14 protein-coding genes, 1 tRNA gene and 1 pseudogene are annotated in these 16,449 nt (G+C 68.6%); 9 read left to right on the top strand and 7 right to left on the bottom strand.

The window, feature by feature from the left end:
• Positions 1-61 precede the first annotated feature (61 nt).
• Together dacB and A7B20_RS02200 are read left to right on the top strand one after the other, a co-directional pair.
• Positions 62-1,525, top strand: coding sequence for a D-alanyl-D-alanine carboxypeptidase/D-alanyl-D-alanine endopeptidase (dacB, locus tag A7B20_RS02205; RefSeq protein WP_245866475.1), 1,464 nt, complete (start codon positions 62-64; stop codon positions 1,523-1,525).
• Between the two features lie 2 nt (positions 1,526-1,527).
• A complete protein-coding gene (locus tag A7B20_RS02200; RefSeq protein ID WP_102106917.1) occupies positions 1,528-2,874 on the top strand; it encodes a CoA transferase in 1,347 nt (448 codons plus the stop codon).
• A gap of 58 nt (positions 2,875-2,932) precedes the next feature.
• On the opposite strand, the gene A7B20_RS02195 is transcribed toward A7B20_RS02200, so the two are convergent.
• Entirely contained in the window at positions 2,933-3,355 is a 423-nt protein-coding gene (locus A7B20_RS02195) for a tellurite resistance TerB family protein (protein WP_102106916.1), read from the bottom strand.
• A gap of 105 nt (positions 3,356-3,460) precedes the next feature.
• Here A7B20_RS02195 and A7B20_RS02190 point away from each other — a divergent pair, with 105 nt between their 5' ends.
• The 3 genes from A7B20_RS02190 to A7B20_RS02180 all read left to right on the top strand — a co-directional run bounded on the left by A7B20_RS02190 (position 3,461) and on the right by A7B20_RS02180 (position 8,097).
• Positions 3,461-5,035, top strand: a complete 1,575-nt coding sequence (locus tag A7B20_RS02190; RefSeq protein ID WP_102106980.1) for a lysine--tRNA ligase — start codon at positions 3,461-3,463, stop codon at positions 5,033-5,035.
• A 172-nt stretch (positions 5,036-5,207) separates the two neighbouring features.
• Positions 5,208-5,630 carry a DUF4864 domain-containing protein gene (locus tag A7B20_RS02185; RefSeq protein ID WP_102106915.1) on the top strand — a complete coding sequence of 141 codons (423 nt, stop codon included), beginning with the start codon at positions 5,208-5,210 and terminating at the stop codon, positions 5,628-5,630.
• A 175-nt stretch (positions 5,631-5,805) separates the two neighbouring features.
• On the top strand, positions 5,806-8,097 hold the full coding sequence (locus A7B20_RS02180) for a glycosyl hydrolase family 28-related protein (RefSeq protein WP_102106914.1): 2,292 nt from the start codon (positions 5,806-5,808) through the stop codon (positions 8,095-8,097).
• A gap of 116 nt (positions 8,098-8,213) precedes the next feature.
• On the opposite strand, the gene A7B20_RS02175 is transcribed toward A7B20_RS02180, so the two are convergent.
• Together A7B20_RS02175 and A7B20_RS02170 are read right to left on the bottom strand one after the other, a co-directional pair.
• Positions 8,214-8,870, bottom strand: a complete 657-nt coding sequence (locus A7B20_RS02175; protein WP_102106913.1) for a hypothetical protein — start codon at positions 8,868-8,870, stop codon at positions 8,214-8,216.
• A gap of 87 nt (positions 8,871-8,957) precedes the next feature.
• Complete coding sequence (locus tag A7B20_RS02170; RefSeq protein WP_102106912.1) at positions 8,958-9,212, bottom strand: hypothetical protein; 255 nt, start codon at positions 9,210-9,212, stop codon at positions 8,958-8,960.
• Between the two features lie 182 nt (positions 9,213-9,394).
• On the opposite strand from A7B20_RS02170, the gene A7B20_RS02165 reads away from it, so the two are divergent.
• Positions 9,395-9,796: a hypothetical protein gene (locus tag A7B20_RS02165; protein ID WP_102106911.1), complete on the top strand. Its 402-nt coding sequence runs from the start codon at positions 9,395-9,397 to the stop codon at positions 9,794-9,796.
• Between the two features lie 7 nt (positions 9,797-9,803).
• Here the strand turns inward: A7B20_RS02165 and uvrB are convergent, their stop codons facing one another.
• Positions 9,804-11,987, bottom strand: a complete 2,184-nt coding sequence (gene uvrB / locus A7B20_RS02160; protein ID WP_102106910.1) for an excinuclease ABC subunit UvrB — start codon at positions 11,985-11,987, stop codon at positions 9,804-9,806.
• Positions 11,988-12,441: 454 nt separating this feature from the next.
• Here uvrB and A7B20_RS02155 point away from each other — a divergent pair, with 454 nt between their 5' ends.
• Positions 12,442-12,753 (top strand): ETC complex I subunit, encoded by a 312-nt coding sequence (locus A7B20_RS02155; protein WP_102106909.1) that lies wholly within the window; start codon positions 12,442-12,444, stop codon positions 12,751-12,753.
• Positions 12,754-12,765: 12 nt separating this feature from the next.
• Here the strand turns inward: A7B20_RS02155 and A7B20_RS02150 are convergent, their stop codons facing one another.
• The gene (locus A7B20_RS02150; protein ID WP_102106908.1) at positions 12,766-13,929 is read right to left on the bottom strand and encodes a hypothetical protein; all 1,164 of its coding nucleotides are present in this window, start codon (positions 13,927-13,929) and stop codon (positions 12,766-12,768) included.
• 522 nt (positions 13,930-14,451) lie between these two features.
• Here A7B20_RS02150 and A7B20_RS02145 point away from each other — a divergent pair.
• Together A7B20_RS02145 and A7B20_RS02140 are read left to right on the top strand one after the other, a co-directional pair.
• Positions 14,452-15,297, top strand: coding sequence for a shikimate dehydrogenase family protein (locus A7B20_RS02145; protein WP_102106907.1), 846 nt, complete (start codon positions 14,452-14,454; stop codon positions 15,295-15,297).
• Complete coding sequence (locus tag A7B20_RS02140) at positions 15,186-15,602, top strand: efflux RND transporter periplasmic adaptor subunit (protein ID WP_102106906.1); 417 nt, start codon at positions 15,186-15,188, stop codon at positions 15,600-15,602. Before A7B20_RS02145 ends, A7B20_RS02140 begins: the two co-directional genes overlap by 112 nt.
• On the opposite strand, the pseudogene A7B20_RS02135 reads toward A7B20_RS02140, so the two are convergent.
• Together A7B20_RS02135 and A7B20_RS02130 are read right to left on the bottom strand one after the other, a co-directional pair.
• A pseudogene (locus tag A7B20_RS02135) lies at positions 15,586-16,216 on the bottom strand (IS5 family transposase); the annotation flags it as partial. The gene A7B20_RS02140 and the pseudogene A7B20_RS02135 sit on opposite strands and share 17 nt — an antisense overlap.
• 80 nt (positions 16,217-16,296) lie before the next feature.
• Positions 16,297-16,373: transfer RNA gene (locus A7B20_RS02130), tRNA-Arg, on the bottom strand.
• Between the last annotated feature and the right edge of the window lie 76 nt (positions 16,374-16,449).

Genomic DNA, 16,449 nt, shown 5'->3' with positions numbered 1-16,449 from the left:
ACAACCGCCGGGGCCCCTGCCAGGGCCCTGTGACCATTGCCCGAACCCGGGGGGACTGCCCTTGAACCTGTCGCGACGACTGCTCCTCGGGGGGCTGCTCGCCACTCCGGCCGCCCGGCTCTGGGCCGAGGCGCCCGAAACCTCGATCCGTCCGCGGTCGCGGCATCCCGAGTTCCGGAAGGTCACTATCCCGGATGCCGACGCTCTGGTCGAGAAGGCGCGGCTGACCGGCAAGGTGAGCTTCGCCGTCGCCGACACCCGGACCGGTGAGATCCTTGAATCCCGCGCGCCGCTCCTGCCCCAGCCGCCCGCGAGCACGGCGAAGACGCTGAGCTCGCTCTATGCGCTGGACACGCTGGGGGCGGATTACACCTTCAAGACGCGGCTTCTGGCGACGGGGCCGGTGACGAACGGGCGGATCGAGGGCGACCTGATCCTGGCCGGGGGCGGGGATCCCGACCTCGACACCGACGCGCTGGGCGAGATGGCGGCGGAACTGAAGCGGATCGGCGTGCGCGAGGTGGCAGGGCGGTTCCGCGTCTGGAGCGGCGCCCTGCCGGAAGTACGCGAGATCGACCCCCTCCAGCCCGATCACCTGGCCTACAACCCTTCGGTGGGCGGGTTGAACCTGAACTACAACCGGGTGCATTTCGAATGGCGCCGGAGCGGGGGCGCCTACGACGTGGCGATGGATGCCCGCAGCGCGAAGTACAGCCCCGGCGTGACCGTGGCGAAGATGTCCGTCGCCGACCGTGCGGGGCCCGTCTATACCTACACCGAGAAGGACGACACCGACATCTGGACCGTCGCCAAGGGGGCGCTTGGCGGGGGCGGGTCACGCTGGCTGCCGGTCCGTCGGCCCGACCTCTATGCGGGCGAGGTGTTCCAGACGCTGGCCCGTGCCCACGGCATCCAGACGGGCGGGCGGGTCGCGGTGGCCGACACGGCCGAGGGCAGCGAGCTGGTGGTGCACGAAAGCGCGCCGCTCTCCCATGTGCTGACCGAGATGCTGAAGTATTCGACCAACCTCACCGCCGAGGTCGTGGGGATGACGGCGACCACCGCGCGCAGCGGCGGCGTGCGCGACCTGGTGTCGAGCGCGCGGTCAATGGATGCGTGGCTGGCGCAGCAGGCGGGCGCCTCCTCCGCGCAGCTGGTGGACCACTCGGGGCTTGGCGGGGAGTCGCGGATCGACGCCGCCGACATGGTCGCCGCGCTGATCAAGCTCGGACCGCAGGAGGGGCTGCGGCCGCTCCTCAAGACCTACGAGGTGGAGGATAGTCCCGACGCCCTGGTCCAGGCCAAGACCGGGACGCTGAACTTCGTCTCGGCGCTGGTCGGCTATGTCCGCGCGCAGGGCGGTCACGACCTGGCCTTCGCGATCTACTGCGCGGACGTCGAGCGGCGCGATGCCCTGAGCGAGGCCGAGATGGAGCAGCCGCCGGGCGGCTCGGTCTGGCTGGCCCGCGCGCGGACGTTGCAGCGGGCGCTGCTGTCGCGGTGGAGCACGGTCTATGCGGCCTGACCATGCGCGCTGACCTCGGCGGCATCGGCGCCGCGCTGGGCCTGGTCCCGGTGACGGAGCTGCGGTTCGCCGGGGCCCTGCCGTCGTGTTTCGCGGTGACGGAGCTGTCGGGCGCCTCGGTGGCGGCGGTGGGCGACGCGGTGGCGGCGCTCTGCGCGGGGCTGGGGTTGCCGGTGGGCAGCGGCGCGGTCGATGCGCGGCTGGCCGCGCTGTGGTTCGATCGTTCGATCGCGCCCGAGGGCTGGAGCCTGCCGCCGATCTGGGACGCGTTGGCCGGAGATTATCCGGCGAAAGGCGGCTGGATCCGGCTGCACACCAACCTGCCCCATCACCGCGACGCGGCTCTGTCGGTGCTGGGCTGCGCCGCGCGGCGCGAGGCGGTGGCGGAGGCCCTTCGCGGGTGGGATCCACATGAGTTGGAGGGCCGGATTGCGGCGGCGGGCGGCGTCAGCGCGGCGATGCGCGACCGGGCGGCCTGGGCGGCGCATCCGCAGGGCGCGGCCGTGGCGGCGGAGCCTCTGGTGGGCTTCGGCGACACGCGCGAGGTCGCGCCGCGGGACTGGGGCGGCGCGCCGGGACGCCCCCTGGCGGGGCTTCGGGTGCTGGACCTGACGCGGGTGCTGGCGGGGCCGGTCTGCACGCGGGGGCTGGCGGGGGTCGGCGCCGAGGTGCTGCGGATCGACCCGCCGGGCTGGGACGAGCCGAACGTGGTCCCTGATATCACCCTTGGCAAACGCTGCGCACGGCTGGACCTGCGCGTGGCGGAGGACCGGGCGGTGTTCGACGGGCTGCTGGCGCAGGCGGACGTGCTGGTGCACGGCTATCGGCCCGGGGCGCTGGAAGGGCTCGGCCTTGGCGACGCCGCGCGGGCCGGGATCGCCCCGCGGGCGGTGGATGCCGCGCTCTGCGCCTATGGCTGGACCGGCCCCTGGGCGGGGCGGCGCGGGTTCGATTCCCTGGTGCAGATGAGCGCCGGCATCGCTGCGGAAGGGCAGGCCCGGGCGGGGGCGGAGAAGCCGGTGCCGCTGCCGGTGCAGGCGCTGGACCATGCGACCGGCTACCTAATGGCGGCGGCGGTGGTCGGCGAGCTGGCGCGGGGCCGGGCGGGACAGGGGCTGCGTCCGCTGCGCCTGTCGCTGGCGCGGACGGCGGAGCTGCTGGCCGGAATGACCCCCGGGGTGCAGGGCGCCATGGCTGCGGCGACGCCTGCCGATTACGCCGACGGCGTCGAGCGGACCGTCTGGGGTGTGGCGCGGCGCCTGCGGCCCGCGCTGGAGATCGACGGCGTGCCGATGCATTGGGAGCGACCCGCGGCCGCCTTGGGATCCTCGGCGCCGGTCTGGCCATGATTGTTCGACAAGTGAAGGTTTTGGGCAGTTCTGGCGCCCGATCCGGGCGCCGATCCGCTCAAAGAGACAAGTGCCTTGCCCGGGCTGCCCGTTCGATCGCGGCGGCGTGCAGCCGGTCGATGGTCAGCTCGTAGCGGATTTCCTCGAGCAGGCGCAGCTCGTTCTCGCCGATATGCCCGTCGGCCGCGGCCACGTCGCAGGCCAGCGCATAGGCGGTCTCGAACAGCCGCTCGGGCAGGTTGTCGCGGATCAGTCCGAACAGCGCGTCAAGCCCGTCCTCCTCGCCGAACAGGTCATAGACGACCTCGGCGATGGGGGTGATGCGGTCCTGGTCGAAGCCCGCGAAGACCGGCAGGTGGTTCACGATCCGCTCGATCGTGACGAGTTCCGTGGTCTTCACCCGTTCGTCGGACACTGAGACGGCGATCATCACCGCCACGAGGCAGTCCTGCGGCGTCAGCGAGTGGGAGATGTCGGTCAATGGATGCTCCTGAACCTTGTTGCGGCGCAGAATATTGACGCGCGGACGGTGGGGCAATAGGGAGGAGCCTTCGGATGCGGCGGGGCCGCGATGGAGGGAAGAAAGATGTCGGATCTGCGCGACGCGGCGATGCAATCGAAGGCCTGGCCGTTCGAGGAGGCCCGCGCGCTGCTGAAACGCTACGAGAAGGCGCCGCCGGAAAAGGGATACGTGCTGTTCGAGACGGGCTATGGCCCCTCGGGTCTGCCCCATATCGGAACCTTCGGCGAGGTGCAGCGGACGACGATGATCCGCCGCGCCTTCGAGATCATCTCGGACATTCCGACCCGGCTGATCTGCTTTTCGGACGACCTCGACGGGATGCGCAAGGTCCCGGGGAACGTGCCCAATCCCGACAAGCTGCGCGAGCACCTGCAGAAGCCCCTGACCTCGGTCCCCGATCCCTTTAACGAGTTCGAAAGCTTCGGCGCCCATAACAACGCCATGCTCCGGAGGTTCCTCGACACCTTCGGCTTCGAATACGAGTTCATTTCGGCCACCGAGTTCTACAGGGAGGGCAAGTTCGACGAGGTGCTGCTGCGCGCGGCGGAGCGGTACGATGCAATCATGGAGGTGATGCTGGCCTCGCTCAGGGAAGAGCGGCAGCAGACCTATTCCTGCTTCCTGCCGATCTCGCCGATCTCGGGGCGCGTGCTGTACGTGCCGATGAAGGAGGTGAACGGCAAGGACGGGACGATCACCTTCGAGGGCGAGGACGGGCGCGACTGCACGCTGCCGGTGACGGGCGGCAACGTGAAGCTGCAGTGGAAACCGGATTTCGGCGCGCGGTGGGCGGCACTGGGTGTCGATTTCGAGATGTACGGAAAGGATCACAGCACCAACACGCCGATCTACGACCGGATCTGCGAGATCCTGGGCGGACGGAAGCCGAACCACTTCACCTACGAACTGTTTCTGGACGACAAGGGGCAGAAGATTTCCAAGTCGTCGGGCAACGGGCTGACCATCGACGAGTGGCTGACCTATGCCAGCACCGAGAGCCTCGGGTATTTCATGTACCAGAAGCCGAAGACGGCGAAGCGGATGTATTTCGACGTGATCCCGAAGGCGGTGGACGAGTATCATCAGCAGCTCAGGGCCTATGACGATCAGGATCCCGCGGGGCGCTGCGCCAACCCGGTGTTCCACATCCACGGCCACGACGTGCCGACGTCGGACATGGTGGTGCCGTTCTCGATGCTGCTGAACCTCGCCTCGGTCTCGGGGGCCGAGGACAAGGAGCGGCTTTGGGGCTTCATCCGCCGCTATGCGCCGGAGACCGGGCCGGAAAGCCATCCGGGGCTGGACGCGGCGGCAGGTTATGCGATCCGGTACTACCACGACTTCGTGAAGCCCGCAAAGGTGTTCCGCGCCCCCGACGCGAAGGAGAGGGCGGCGCTGGAGGACCTGCGCGACCGGCTGAAGGCCTGGGACGGCGGACTGGACGCCGAGGCGCTGCAGAGCATGGTCTTCGCCGTCGGCAAGGAGCACGGGTTCGAGCCGCTGAGGGACTGGTTCAAGGCGCTGTACGAGGTTCTTCTTGGCGCCTCGCAGGGGCCGCGCTTCGGCGGGCTGATCGCGCTTTACGGAATCGATGAGAGCATCGCGCTGATCGACGCGGGACTCGAAGGCAGGCTCTGACCGGGAAGCCGCACGTCCGGCCCGGCCGGACGCCCGCTGGCGCGGCGCCGGGTCAAGAGAGTGCCGGAAATCCGGACTCCGGCGCAACGAAGTGTCGTCCGTTGGAGGGATTTTGAAACCAAGCTTCCACTCCCTGCGTATCTTGAACGAGACGCAGCACGGAGGACGAGGAATGACACGGATTTTTCTGACGATCGCGGCGGTGTTCGCGCTGAGCCTTCCGCTTCGCGCCCAGACCACCACCGTCATGCCAGACCCGGGGATCGAGGCGGTGATCAGCCAGCAGATGGAAGCCTTCAAGGCCGAGGATTTCGACCGGGCGTTCTCTTTCGCCTCGCCGACGATCCAGGGGGTCTTCGGTTCGTCCGAGCGGTTCCGCAACATGGTCGTGACCGGCTATCCCATGGTGCACCACCCGCAGGAGGTGCAGTTCCTCGAGCTTCGCAGCATCGGCGGGCAGGTGTGGCAGAAGGTGCTGGTGAAGGACGCGGCAGGTGTCTACTACGCGCTCGACTACCAGATGGTGCAATCGCCCGAGGGCGGCTGGCAGATCAACGGCGTGCAACTTCTGAAGGCCGAACAGCTGGGCGCCTGAAGCGGTGCGCCTACGTCGCGCGGACCCACTTCGGGCGCACGCCCGGGTAGCGGCCGGTTAACGCACGCCGCCCTATCCCTTTCCCGCAGATCACGATCCCCGACATTCGAGACCCCGCCGGCTGGCGCCGCCGGGGTCCTTTTCGTCCGGGCTCGAGCCATGGAAAGGGATTCCGATGAACAAGGCGATCACCGACGGACTGGTTCTGATGCCGCCGCCGTTCAGCCAGGGGCTGGGCGTCTGGTCCAGCGAGAACGGGACGCCCGGTTCGGCGACCTACCAGAACGCGGCGAACGCGGCCTTCGTGCCCGCGGACCAGGATTTCGGCGGCGCGCTGGAGCTGGTGAAGATTCAGAGCGTGCAGAAGCTGCGCTATACCGGCGAGACGCCGATCCTGCCCGGCTGCTACCTGCGGATCACGGCGCGGGTGAAGGCCGTGTCGGGCAACCTGCCCGCGGTGCGCATCGCCGGCTATGCCGTGGGGGCGGGCAATGCCCATATAGCCAACGTGGTCGAGGTGGGGCCCTCGGTACAGCTCCAGAGCTACGGCGAGGTCGTCGAGGTCAGCGCCATCGTCGGCGTGGGCGACCGCACCGGGGTCGACATGGTCTGGGGGCGGGCGCCGTTGTTCGGTCATTTCGGGCTGGACCTGACCGGGCCGACCGGCGGGGGGGTGCGCATCGACGACATCGAGATCGAGGATATCACGTCGGCCTTCCTCCGGGTGCTGATGGACTGGGTCGACGTGCGGGATTTCGGCGCCATCGGTGACGGCGTCGCCGACGACACCGACGCCTTCCTCGCCGCCGACGCCGCCGCGCAGGGCCGTTCGGTGGTGGTGTCCGAGGGCACCTATCGGCTGAACGGCGATGTCACGTTCGAGAACGGCGTGCGCTTCGTGGGCACCGTGACCATGCCGGCGAACCGGCGGCTGCTGTTGCAGAAGAACTATGACCTGCCGACCTATATCGACGCCTTCGGCAACGAGGTGGAGGCGTTCCGGAAGGCGTTCCAGGCGCTGCTGAACAACACCAACCACGAGAGCCTCGACATGGGCGGACGGCGGATCGAGCTCGGCGCGCCGATCGACATGGCGGCGGCGGTGAACAACCTCGACACCTATGAGATCCGCCGCGTGATCCGGAACGGCCAGTTCAACGTGCAGCCCGGGCCGGCCTGGAACACGCCCACCGTCACCTCGTCGGCGCGATACAACGTCAACAATCCCAACATGCTGACGGACGTGGCGAACATCGCCAACATCGAGGTCGGTTCGCTGGTCACCGGCAACGGTGTGGGGCGCGAGGTCTATGTCCGGGCGAAGAACGTCGGCGCGGGCAGTCTCACGCTCAGCCAGCCGCTGTGGGGGCCGGCCGGAACACAGAGCTATTCCTTCCGCCGCTTCCGCTATGCGCTGGACTTCAGCGGCTTCGCCAGGCTCAGCAAGTTCACGCTGACCGACATCGAGTTCCAGCTCGACGGCGAGGCGAGCGGCATCCTTCTTGCCCCGGAGGGGGAGACCTTCCACCTCAGGGACTGCTGGATCACCAAGCCGAAGCACCGCGGGATCACCTCGATCGGGCGGGGTTGCCAGGATCTGCAGATCGACCGCTGCCATTTCGTGAGCGACGAGCAGGCTTTGCCCGCGCCGCAGCGGCAGTCGGTGGGGTTCAACGTCAATGCGAACGATTCGAAGATCCGCGACAGCCGGTTCCAGCGTCTCGGCACCACGATGGTTCTGTTCGGCAATGGCCACCTCCTGGTCGGCAACCACTGGTTCCAGGGCGACAACGAGACCAACGGACCACGCACCGCCGGTGTCGTGCTGACCGAGACCAACGTCAAGACTGTCATCACCGGCTGCTACCTCGACAACTCGTTCATCGAGTGGACCAACGAGCATGACGCGCAGCCGTCGTTCTCGAACGAGTTCTCGTTCGGCGGCCTGACCCTGACCGGCAACATCTTCACGGCCAACGATGTCGCGCCGTATTTCAGCTGGATTGTCGTGAAACCCTACGGGCCCGGTCACTTCCTCCAGGGGCTGAGCGTCGAGGGCAACGTGTTCAAGTCGCTGAACGGCTCGATCGAGAGGATCGAGCGGGTGGACGACTCGATCGCGCCGCTGGACCTGTCGCTGTCGCGCCAGATCGTCTTCGCGGGCAATTCCTTCAACGGCGTGAACCAGATCACCATCAACCCGGTGACGCTGGAGTTCGACCAGCCGGACAATGCCGCGACCTGGGTGCTGAACGTCGGCGGCTATCTCCCGTTCGAGGGCTACACCCGCACGGTGAGCGCGGTGGTGCCCGAAGGCGAGATCCGGACGAGCGGTGCGCAGGTGCTTTACGAGATGCCGTCGGTCACGCCGCTGGACGGGGCGAACCAGAACCGGGTCCGTCTTGGCTGGTCCGCGCCCGCGCGGGGGCGGGTGCAGGTGACGGCGCGCTGCGACAAGCCCTTCTGAGCGGCGCCCAGGTTTTGCTGCCCATGCCTCGAGGGTCTTGCCGGAGCTTGCCTTCGGCAGGACGGCAAGGCTCCGGTCCCGCCCTCGGCCACCCACACGTTTCTGGGGGGGTAACGTCACCACTCGAACCAGCTGCCGATCTTCAGCTCGGTCTGACGGCGCCCGGTCAGGTGGTGGATCAGTCCGACCTCGATCTGCATCGCGGGGGTGATCCGGCGGACGTAGCCGGGCGCGAGCTTGTAGAGCGATCCGTAGACGTCGTGGTAGCTCTGCAACTGGAGGATGAGGTGGGAGCCCTCCGACGGGCTGAGGCCGAGGGTGACGTCGGCCTTGCCCCAGGTGTCGCGGGTGGTCAGGCCCAGGCCGAACGAGGCTTCGATCCCCATCCAGCCGTTCTTTCCGAAGGCCTCGAACCCCCGGCCCCAAGCCGCGCCGGGTTGCAGGACGGCCTCGGCGGCGCCTCCCGGCAGCGTGCGGGCGCCCGCGGCGAGTTCGACGGCGAACCGGTTCTTCCCGTCGGCGGGACCGATCGGCAGGCGGGCGAAGAGGAAGCCGTCGTAATAGCCTTCGCCGTAGGCCATGCCGCCCTTCACCCCGAGGGTGAGCGCGTCGGTCGCGCCGATCTCGCCGTAGACCGAGGCGTAGCTTCTCAGCGTTCCGTCCGCGCGGCGCCCGAACTCCTGCGAGATGGAGAGGAAGCCCGTTCCCTTCTCGCGCGGCCAGGCCCCGGCGGAGGCCGCCAGGGGGGTCAGCATCGCAAGCAGGGCCGTCAAGGCGGCCGTCGGGAGGCAATGGCGCAGCATCCTCGGAGGCTGCGCCGTGCGTGGTTAAGCAGGCGTTAACGGCCGGACTGGCCTGGATCAGCCGCCGATGGTCAGCGCGTTGATCCGGCCCCAGCCGTTGTCGCCGTTCGAAGTATAGTCGATCTTCACCCTGTCCCCGGCCTTCAGGCCTTCGGGCGGGGTTTTCAGGGTTTCGAGGGACCACACCGTCCGGTCGTCGAGCACGATGATCTTCGCCACGCGGTCGTAGGCGATGACGGTGCCGGAGGTGGTATCGGCGAGGGCGGGCAGGGTGGAAGCGGCGAGGAGGGCGGCGGCGAGGACGGAGCGCATCTGGGTGATCCCTGGATCGGAGCGGGTGGGCTGCTGTCAGATGGGCAGGCGCGGACGGCGCGCAAGGGGCGGCCGGAAATAATCGCGGACGCGGCGGTGCGGCTGAAAGGGCGGCTTAGCGCAGAGGCGATTCTGAGGTATCGTCACGGCATTCCCGGATCATTCCGACGACGGAGATTTCCATGCTGATTACCAAGAAGCCCATTCGCATGACCCCGATGAAACGGCTGCCCCTGCCCAAGGCCCCGCCTGCGGCGCGGCCGCTTCCGACGACGGGCCAGAACGCCCAGGACATCGCCGCGCTCCAGGCGCGGGTGCTGGAACTGGAGGCGCGGCTGGCGGCGCTGGAGAGCGTGGTGCAGGTGCAGGGGCAGGACGTGGTGATCGCGGCCACCGGCAGCGTTCTGGTCAGCGCCGCGACCTCGGTGGAGGTCACGGCGGGCGCGGTGATCCGTGCCTCGGCGGCCCTGAGCGAGGTCAGCACCGGGATGTTCAAGGTCTCGGGCGCGGTGCAATGCGACACGCTGATCGCCAACTCCGTGGTCGCGGCCAGCTATACCCCCGGGGCGGGCAACGTGATGTGAGCCGTCCCTAGCGCTTCTTCCGCCGCACGTTGCCGCCGCGCTGGCCGGGACGGCCCGCCGTGGAACGCCCCGAGGATTTCACCGCCGCCTCGGCCGCGGCGTCCACCGCGGACTGGCGCGCCATCGGGTCGTCCGACACGGCGAGGTCCACGGCTTCGAGCCGCTTCAGCTCGTCCCTCAGGCGCGCGGCCTCCTCGAACTCCAGGTTCTCGGCGGCCTTCCGCATGTCGGCCCGGATGCCGTCCATGACCGCCTGCAGGTTCGATCCCTGCATCTTGCTGTCGATCTTCGCCGTCACGCGGTTCATGTCGACATCGCCCTGGTAGAGCCCGGCGAGGATGTCCTCGACGTTCTTCTTCACGGTCTGCGGTGTGATGCCGTGCTCCTCGTTGTAGGCGATCTGCTTCTCGCGGCGGCGGTCGGTCTCGCGCATGGCGCGCTCCATCGAGCCGGTGATGCGGTCGGCGTACATGATGACGCGGCCCTCGGCGTTGCGCGCCGCGCGGCCGATGGTCTGCACCAGCGAGGTCTCCGAGCGCAGGAACCCTTCCTTGTCCGCGTCGAGGATCGCCACCAGCCCGCATTCCGGGATGTCGAGCCCCTCGCGCAGGAGGTTGATCCCGATCAGCACGTCGAAGGCGCCGAGACGCAGGTCGCGCAGGATCTCGATCCGCTCCAGCGTGTCGATGTCGCTGTGCATGTAGCGGACCTTGATGCCCTGCTCGTGCAGGTATTCGGTAAGGTCCTCTGCCATGCGCTTGGTCAGCACGGTGCAGAGGGTGCGGAAACCCGCGGCGCTGACCTTGCGGATCTCGTCCAGCAGGTCGTCGACCTGCATCTCGACCGGGCGGATCTCGACCTTGGGGTCGATCAGGCCGGTGGGGCGGATCACCTGTTCGGTGAAGACGCCGCCGGTCTGCTCCAGCTCCCACGCGGCCGGCGTGGCCGAGACGAAGACCGACTGCGGGCGCATGGCGTCCCACTCCTCGAACTTCAGGGGACGGTTGTCCATGCAGGAGGGCAGGCGGAAGCCGTGCTCGGCCAGCGTGTACTTGCGGCGATAGTCGCCGCGGTACATGCCGCCGATCTGCGGCACGCTCACGTGCGACTCGTCCGCGAAGACGATGGCGTTGTCGGGGATGAACTCGAACAGGGTCGGGGGCGGCTCGCCCGGGGCGCGGCCGGTGAGATAGCGCGAGTAGTTCTCGATCCCGTTGCAGGAGCCGGTGGCCTCCAGCATCTCGATGTCGAAGTTGGTGCGCTGCTCCAGCCGCTGCGCCTCCAGCAGCTTGCCCTCGGCCACCAGCTGGTCGAGTCGCTGGCGCAGCTCGACCTTGATCTGGGAGATCGCCTGTTTCAGCGTCGGCTTGGGCGTGACGTAGTGGGAGTTCGCGTAGACGCGGATCTTCTCGAAGGTATCGGTCTTCTGCCCCGTCAGCGCGTCGAACTCGACGATCGACTCCAGCTCGTTGCCGAAGAACGAGAGCCGCCATGCCCGGTCGTCGAGGTGGGCGGGAAAGATTTCCAGCGAATCGCCCCGGACGCGGAAGCTGCCGCGCTGGAAGGCCTGGTCGTTGCGGCGATACTGCTGGGCGACGAGATCGGCCATCACCTGCCGCTGGTCGTACTGGTTGCCGACGATCAGGTCCTGGGTCATGGCCGAGTACGTCTCGACCGAGCCGATGCCGTAGATGCACGAGACCGAGGCGACGATGATGACGTCGTCGCGCTCCAGCAGCGCCCGGGTGGCCGAGTGGCGCATCCGGTCGATCTGGTCGTTGATCTGGCTTTCCTTCTCGATGTACGTGTCCGAGCGCGGCACATAGGCCTCGGGCTGGTAGTAATCGTAGAACGAAACGAAGTATTCCACCGCGTTGTCGGGGAAGAAGCCCTTGAACTCTCCGTACAATTGCGCCGCCAGCGTCTTGTTCGGGGCAAGGATGATCGCCGGACGCTGCGTCTCCTCGATCACCTTGGCCATGGTGTAGGTCTTGCCGGTGCCGGTGGCGCCCAGCAGCACCTGGTCGCGCTCGCCCGACAGGACGCCGGCCGTCAGCTCCCTGATCGCCGTCGGCTGGTCGCCGGCCGCCTTGAACTCGGTATGCATCGTCAGCCGGCGCCCGCCCTCGAGCTTCGGGCGGGTCAGCACCTCGGAGCGGGGCGTGAGCGCGTTGGTGTTGTGGTGGGGCATGTCTGGTCCTTCGGTCACGGCGAAGATGGTGGTGCAGGGCTGGAGGCGCAAGGTTGATATGTGTCGCGGCCGGGCCGGACGTCCACGCCCTGCGCGGCAGTCCTCCGCCGGAACCGCGGGCGGGATCGGCACGAATCTGCGCGAATTCGCCGCATGTCAGGGCGAGGGGCGCAAAACAACCATAGGTAGAAAAATTCTCTTGCACGTTGAGGATCGCCGTGGCTTACTCAGGGGGCAAGCAGCAGGCTTGGCTGTCAGGAGGTCTGAGCATCACCCCTCGCTCACCCCGGACCCCCTGGCAGCCAACGCCACCACTCACGGTTCCTGCGGCGCTCCCCTCTTCTCTCCTCCCTGTCGGGCCGCGCCCAGGATGCCGTCCTTCGGGCGGCGCAATCTTGCGATTTCCGCGGCGATGCGGAATACTGCGGCCGCAGCATTCCCGCCGGAGACTCCCATGACCGCACGCATCTACAGACCCTCCAAGACCGCCATGTCCTCGGGCATCGCGAAGACGAAGGAGTGGGTGCTGGAGTTCGTCGCCGATACGCCGCGCTCGGTCGATCCGCTGATGGGCTGGACCAGTTCCTCGGACACCCAGGCCCAGGTGAAGCTGCACTTCGACACGAAGGAAGCGGCGCTGGACTATGCCAAGGAGCACGGGATCGACGCCATCGTGACCCAGCCGAAGAAGCGGGCCGCCAACATCCGTCCGGGCGGCTATGGCGAGAACTTCGCGACCAACCGCCGGGGTGCCTGGACGCACTGACCTCCTTCTTCGCTAGCGCACCTCGACCGCCGAGGCCGCGCAGTGGTCGCGGGCCTGCCCGATGGCGGCGGCCGAGCCGCGGCTCGAGAAGTCGATCACCTCGCCGTTGATCCTCAGCGCCAGCGTGCGGGCGGCCCGGATCGCCGCGACGGGATCGCCGCTGTCCTCCGACAGGGCGAGGTACTGGAAGGCGCGGTCGGAGTCGGCGAAGCGGCGCAGGCTCTCGCCGAAGAGCCGCCCCAGCACGGGCGTGCCGTCGATCACCAGCTCGGCCGTCGGATCGTTGTCCTGACCCGAGACCACGAAGGACCAGCGATAGCCGCCCGAGCTGTCGACCTCGCAGTAATAGCCGAAGCTCGGCCCCGCTTCCGACGGCACCAGCGCATGGGCGCCCCAGCCGCGACGGGTCAGGCGCCAGTCACCGGTGGGGGCCGCGGTCGGCGGCGTCTTCGCGTCGGCCGCGATCATCGCGGCTAAGCGAGCGTAGTCGGCGGTCTGCGCGTCGAGCGTCGCGGGCAGGGTCGCATCGAAAGGCTGCGCGAAGGCGCACCGGGCCAGGGCGGTGGACAGCGCGAAGGCCGACTGGTCGAGACCCAGAAGGAACTGCCGGTCGAGGCTGCCGGGCGCAGCCTTGGCGAGCGCCCCGGCCACCCTTGGGATCCGGTCGAGAGCGGCCGAGAGCTGTTCCGGGCCGGGCGTGCCGGACGCCGCGGCCCGGGCGCGGCAGTCGTCGGCAAAGGTGACGGGGAACCGGGCGTCCGCCTCCTGCCGGGTCCGGAGATCGGCCAGCCGCGCCCCGGCCCAGAGGCTGCCCGCCGCCCGCGCCGTGTCGGCGACAAGGGCGGTCTGCGGGCTGACGGGCGAGAGGTTCGAGGCGACGTCGCAGTCGCTTCCCGCTAGGCTCGCCGTCTCCATGACCTGCGCGAGGTCGTCGGGATCTGCGGCCTCGGCCATCGGGCCCTGAAGCCCCGCAAGGATCTCCGCCCCCGGACGCGGCATGCCGTCCGCGTACACCCGGAAGGACTGCGACACCGGACGGCCGCCGCAGTCGATCGTCAGGGCAAAGTCGAACGGCGTGCCCTCGGGCGTGGTCAGGGCCAGCGGCTCGGCCGCGGCCGACAGGGGGCTGGCCAGCGCAAGCGCGACGAGCAGGGGGCGAAGCGGGCGCCGGGCCATGACGATCCTTTCCGGACTGCGGACAGGGCCGGGCGGCCGGTCCGTCCCGTCGTCTCGCCCCCGGTCCGGCGAATGGTGCTGCCAGTTCCCCCGATCCCTGCGGAGCGGGAGGGGACGCAGGGCGGAGTAAAGCAGGAAACGGAAGGGCCGGAAACCGGGATTGCGGCGTGATGACCGGCAGTGCAGGGGGACCCTGTACCCCTGTGCGGCAACCTGCCGCAGAAGCCGCGCGGCCCCGAGCGATGCGCGCGAGCGGCCTAACTCCGCTTGTTGCACCCACAGACAACGCTCCGGCCCGGACGGCCACCCGTGCGGTCTCTGCCGGGAAATCGCATTTGACGGCACGCCGCTCCTCGGCGCATCACGACCGCACTGGCCGCAGGCCTTGTTGTTACGGGAGTCCCCCATGCCGCGTTTCATTGTTACCGCCGTTCTTCGCCCCGCCGTCCGCACATCGGTATCCGGTGCGGCCGCCGTCGTGGCGGACCCGGGGGGCGGCACCGCGGGGCGGAGGGCGCACCGATGATCGGCGTGCTGCTGCTGGGCCTGATCGGCGACAACATCGCCGCCTCGCGCGCGCCCCTGCTGCACCGCCTGGCGGGCCAGCAGAACGCCGTCGCGGTCTCCTACGAGCGTCTGGTGCCGCGGGATCTGGGCCAGAGCTTCGACGAGGTCTTCGCGTCCTGCGCCGCCGAGGGCTTCCGCGGCATCAACGTCACCTATCCCTACAAGGAGACGGCGGCCCGCAAGGTCCGGATCGACGATCCGCTGGTGTGCGCCATCGGCGCCGTGAACACGGTCATCTTCGAGGACGGCGGGCCGGTCGGCTACAACACCGACCACTCCGGCTTCATGGCCGCCTACCGCAAGGTCCGCGGTGACGCGGCCCCCGGCACCGTCCTGCTGATCGGCACCGGCGGGGCGGGGCGCGCCGTCGCCTTCGGGCTGGCGGGGCTCGGCGCCCGCGCTTTGAGGCTGGTCGACCGGGATCCCGCCCGGGCCGAGGCGCTGGCCGACGCGCTGCGCGGCGCGGTGCCGACGCTCGACGTTTCGGTCTGGCCCGAGGCGGCAGCGGCGGCGGACGGGGCCGAGGGCCTGGTCAACTGCACCCCCGTCGGCATGGTCGGCCACGACGGCACGCCGCTCGACGCCGGGGCGATGCCGGGCGCGACCTGGGCCTTCGACGCCGTCTACACCCCGACCGACACGCGCTTCCTGACCGATGCCGCTGCGGCGGGCCTGTCGATCATTCCCGGATGGGAGCTGTTCTTCTTCCAGGGCGTGCAGGCCTGGACGCTGTTCTCGGGGCTCGGACTGGACGAGGCCGGACTGCGCGCGGTCCTGCTGGACGCGCAGGACGGAGGGTGAGGCGGGGATCCGTTGCCGCCCGGCGATTCCGTGCGGTCACGCGGGTGTCGGACCTCTCCGCGGTCAAGGTCTCGGCCACGATCCCCGAACGCTATTTCGCGCGCATTTCCCCCGGCCAGACGGTGGAGGTGACGACGCCGTCCTATCCCGACGAGAGCTTCACGGGACGCGTCACGGTGCGCGCCCCCGAGATCGACATGCAGACCCGCAGTTTCGAGATCCGCGCGGTGATCGACAATCCCGATGGCCGCCTGGCGGGAGGGATGTTCGCCGGCTCGCGGCTGGTGCGGCACTGTCTGCAGTGACGCTGGCGATCTCTACCTCGGCTGGGATCTGGCTGAGCAGGTCAGGCAGAACAGGTCCGTCGCTGATGTGGCTACCGGTGATCTCGACGGCCCGAACCTCCAGTGTCTGCTCATCGATCCCGAGGTGGACCTTGCGTCAGACGCGCCGTTTGGGACCTCCATGGTTGCGCGCGGTCCACTCGCCTTCACCCTCAACCTTGATCCCGGTGCTATCCGCTGCCCGGCAGGGTATTGCGCAGCAATGCCCGGGAGGGAATCAGCAGGTGCAACGGCTCCTTCGAACCTCGATATGGGATGTTCACGGCCAGTGTCTTCTGTCGGTGCGACGGCGTGCTGAAGTCGGGTGCCGCCCGGTCGAGCCCGGCCAGCCGCAACAGGCTGTCGACGATGCTTGTTGCGTGCCTGGGTGCCATGCCGAACAGGACTTTCATCGACAGGCAGGTCTGGATGGCGGCATCGCCGTAGGTCTGCCGACGGTCGCGTTTGCCAGACGGCGAGGCTTCCCAGGTCATCTCGGGGTCAGACCAGATCCTCAACGAGCCCCGGCGCCTGAGCGCTTCATTGCAGGCCGGCCAGTTCCTGGTCCTGCAGGTCGGAGCGGTTGGTCTGCTCATGCATCAAGGCTGCCACGCTGGATTCACGAGATGAGTCACTGACGGGATTTGTCCGCCAGAACCCAGATGATCCGAAGAATTGGTGATCCCGGAAGGACTTGAACCCTCAACATCCTGATTAGAAGTCAGGTGCTCTATCCAGTTGAGCTACGGGACCATGCGCGGCGCCTCGGGCGCCGTGCTGTTCAAGCTCTATCGCCCCGGCGCCGCGATCTCAAACGCAAAACGCGGCT

It is taken from the genome of Oceaniglobus roseus, from assembly GCF_002869745.1.
GTDB lineage: Bacteria > Pseudomonadota > Alphaproteobacteria > Rhodobacterales > Rhodobacteraceae > Oceaniglobus > Oceaniglobus roseus.
The sequence above is the reverse complement of the archived record's forward strand: the minus strand, read 5'-3'. Positions and strand labels throughout refer to the sequence as shown.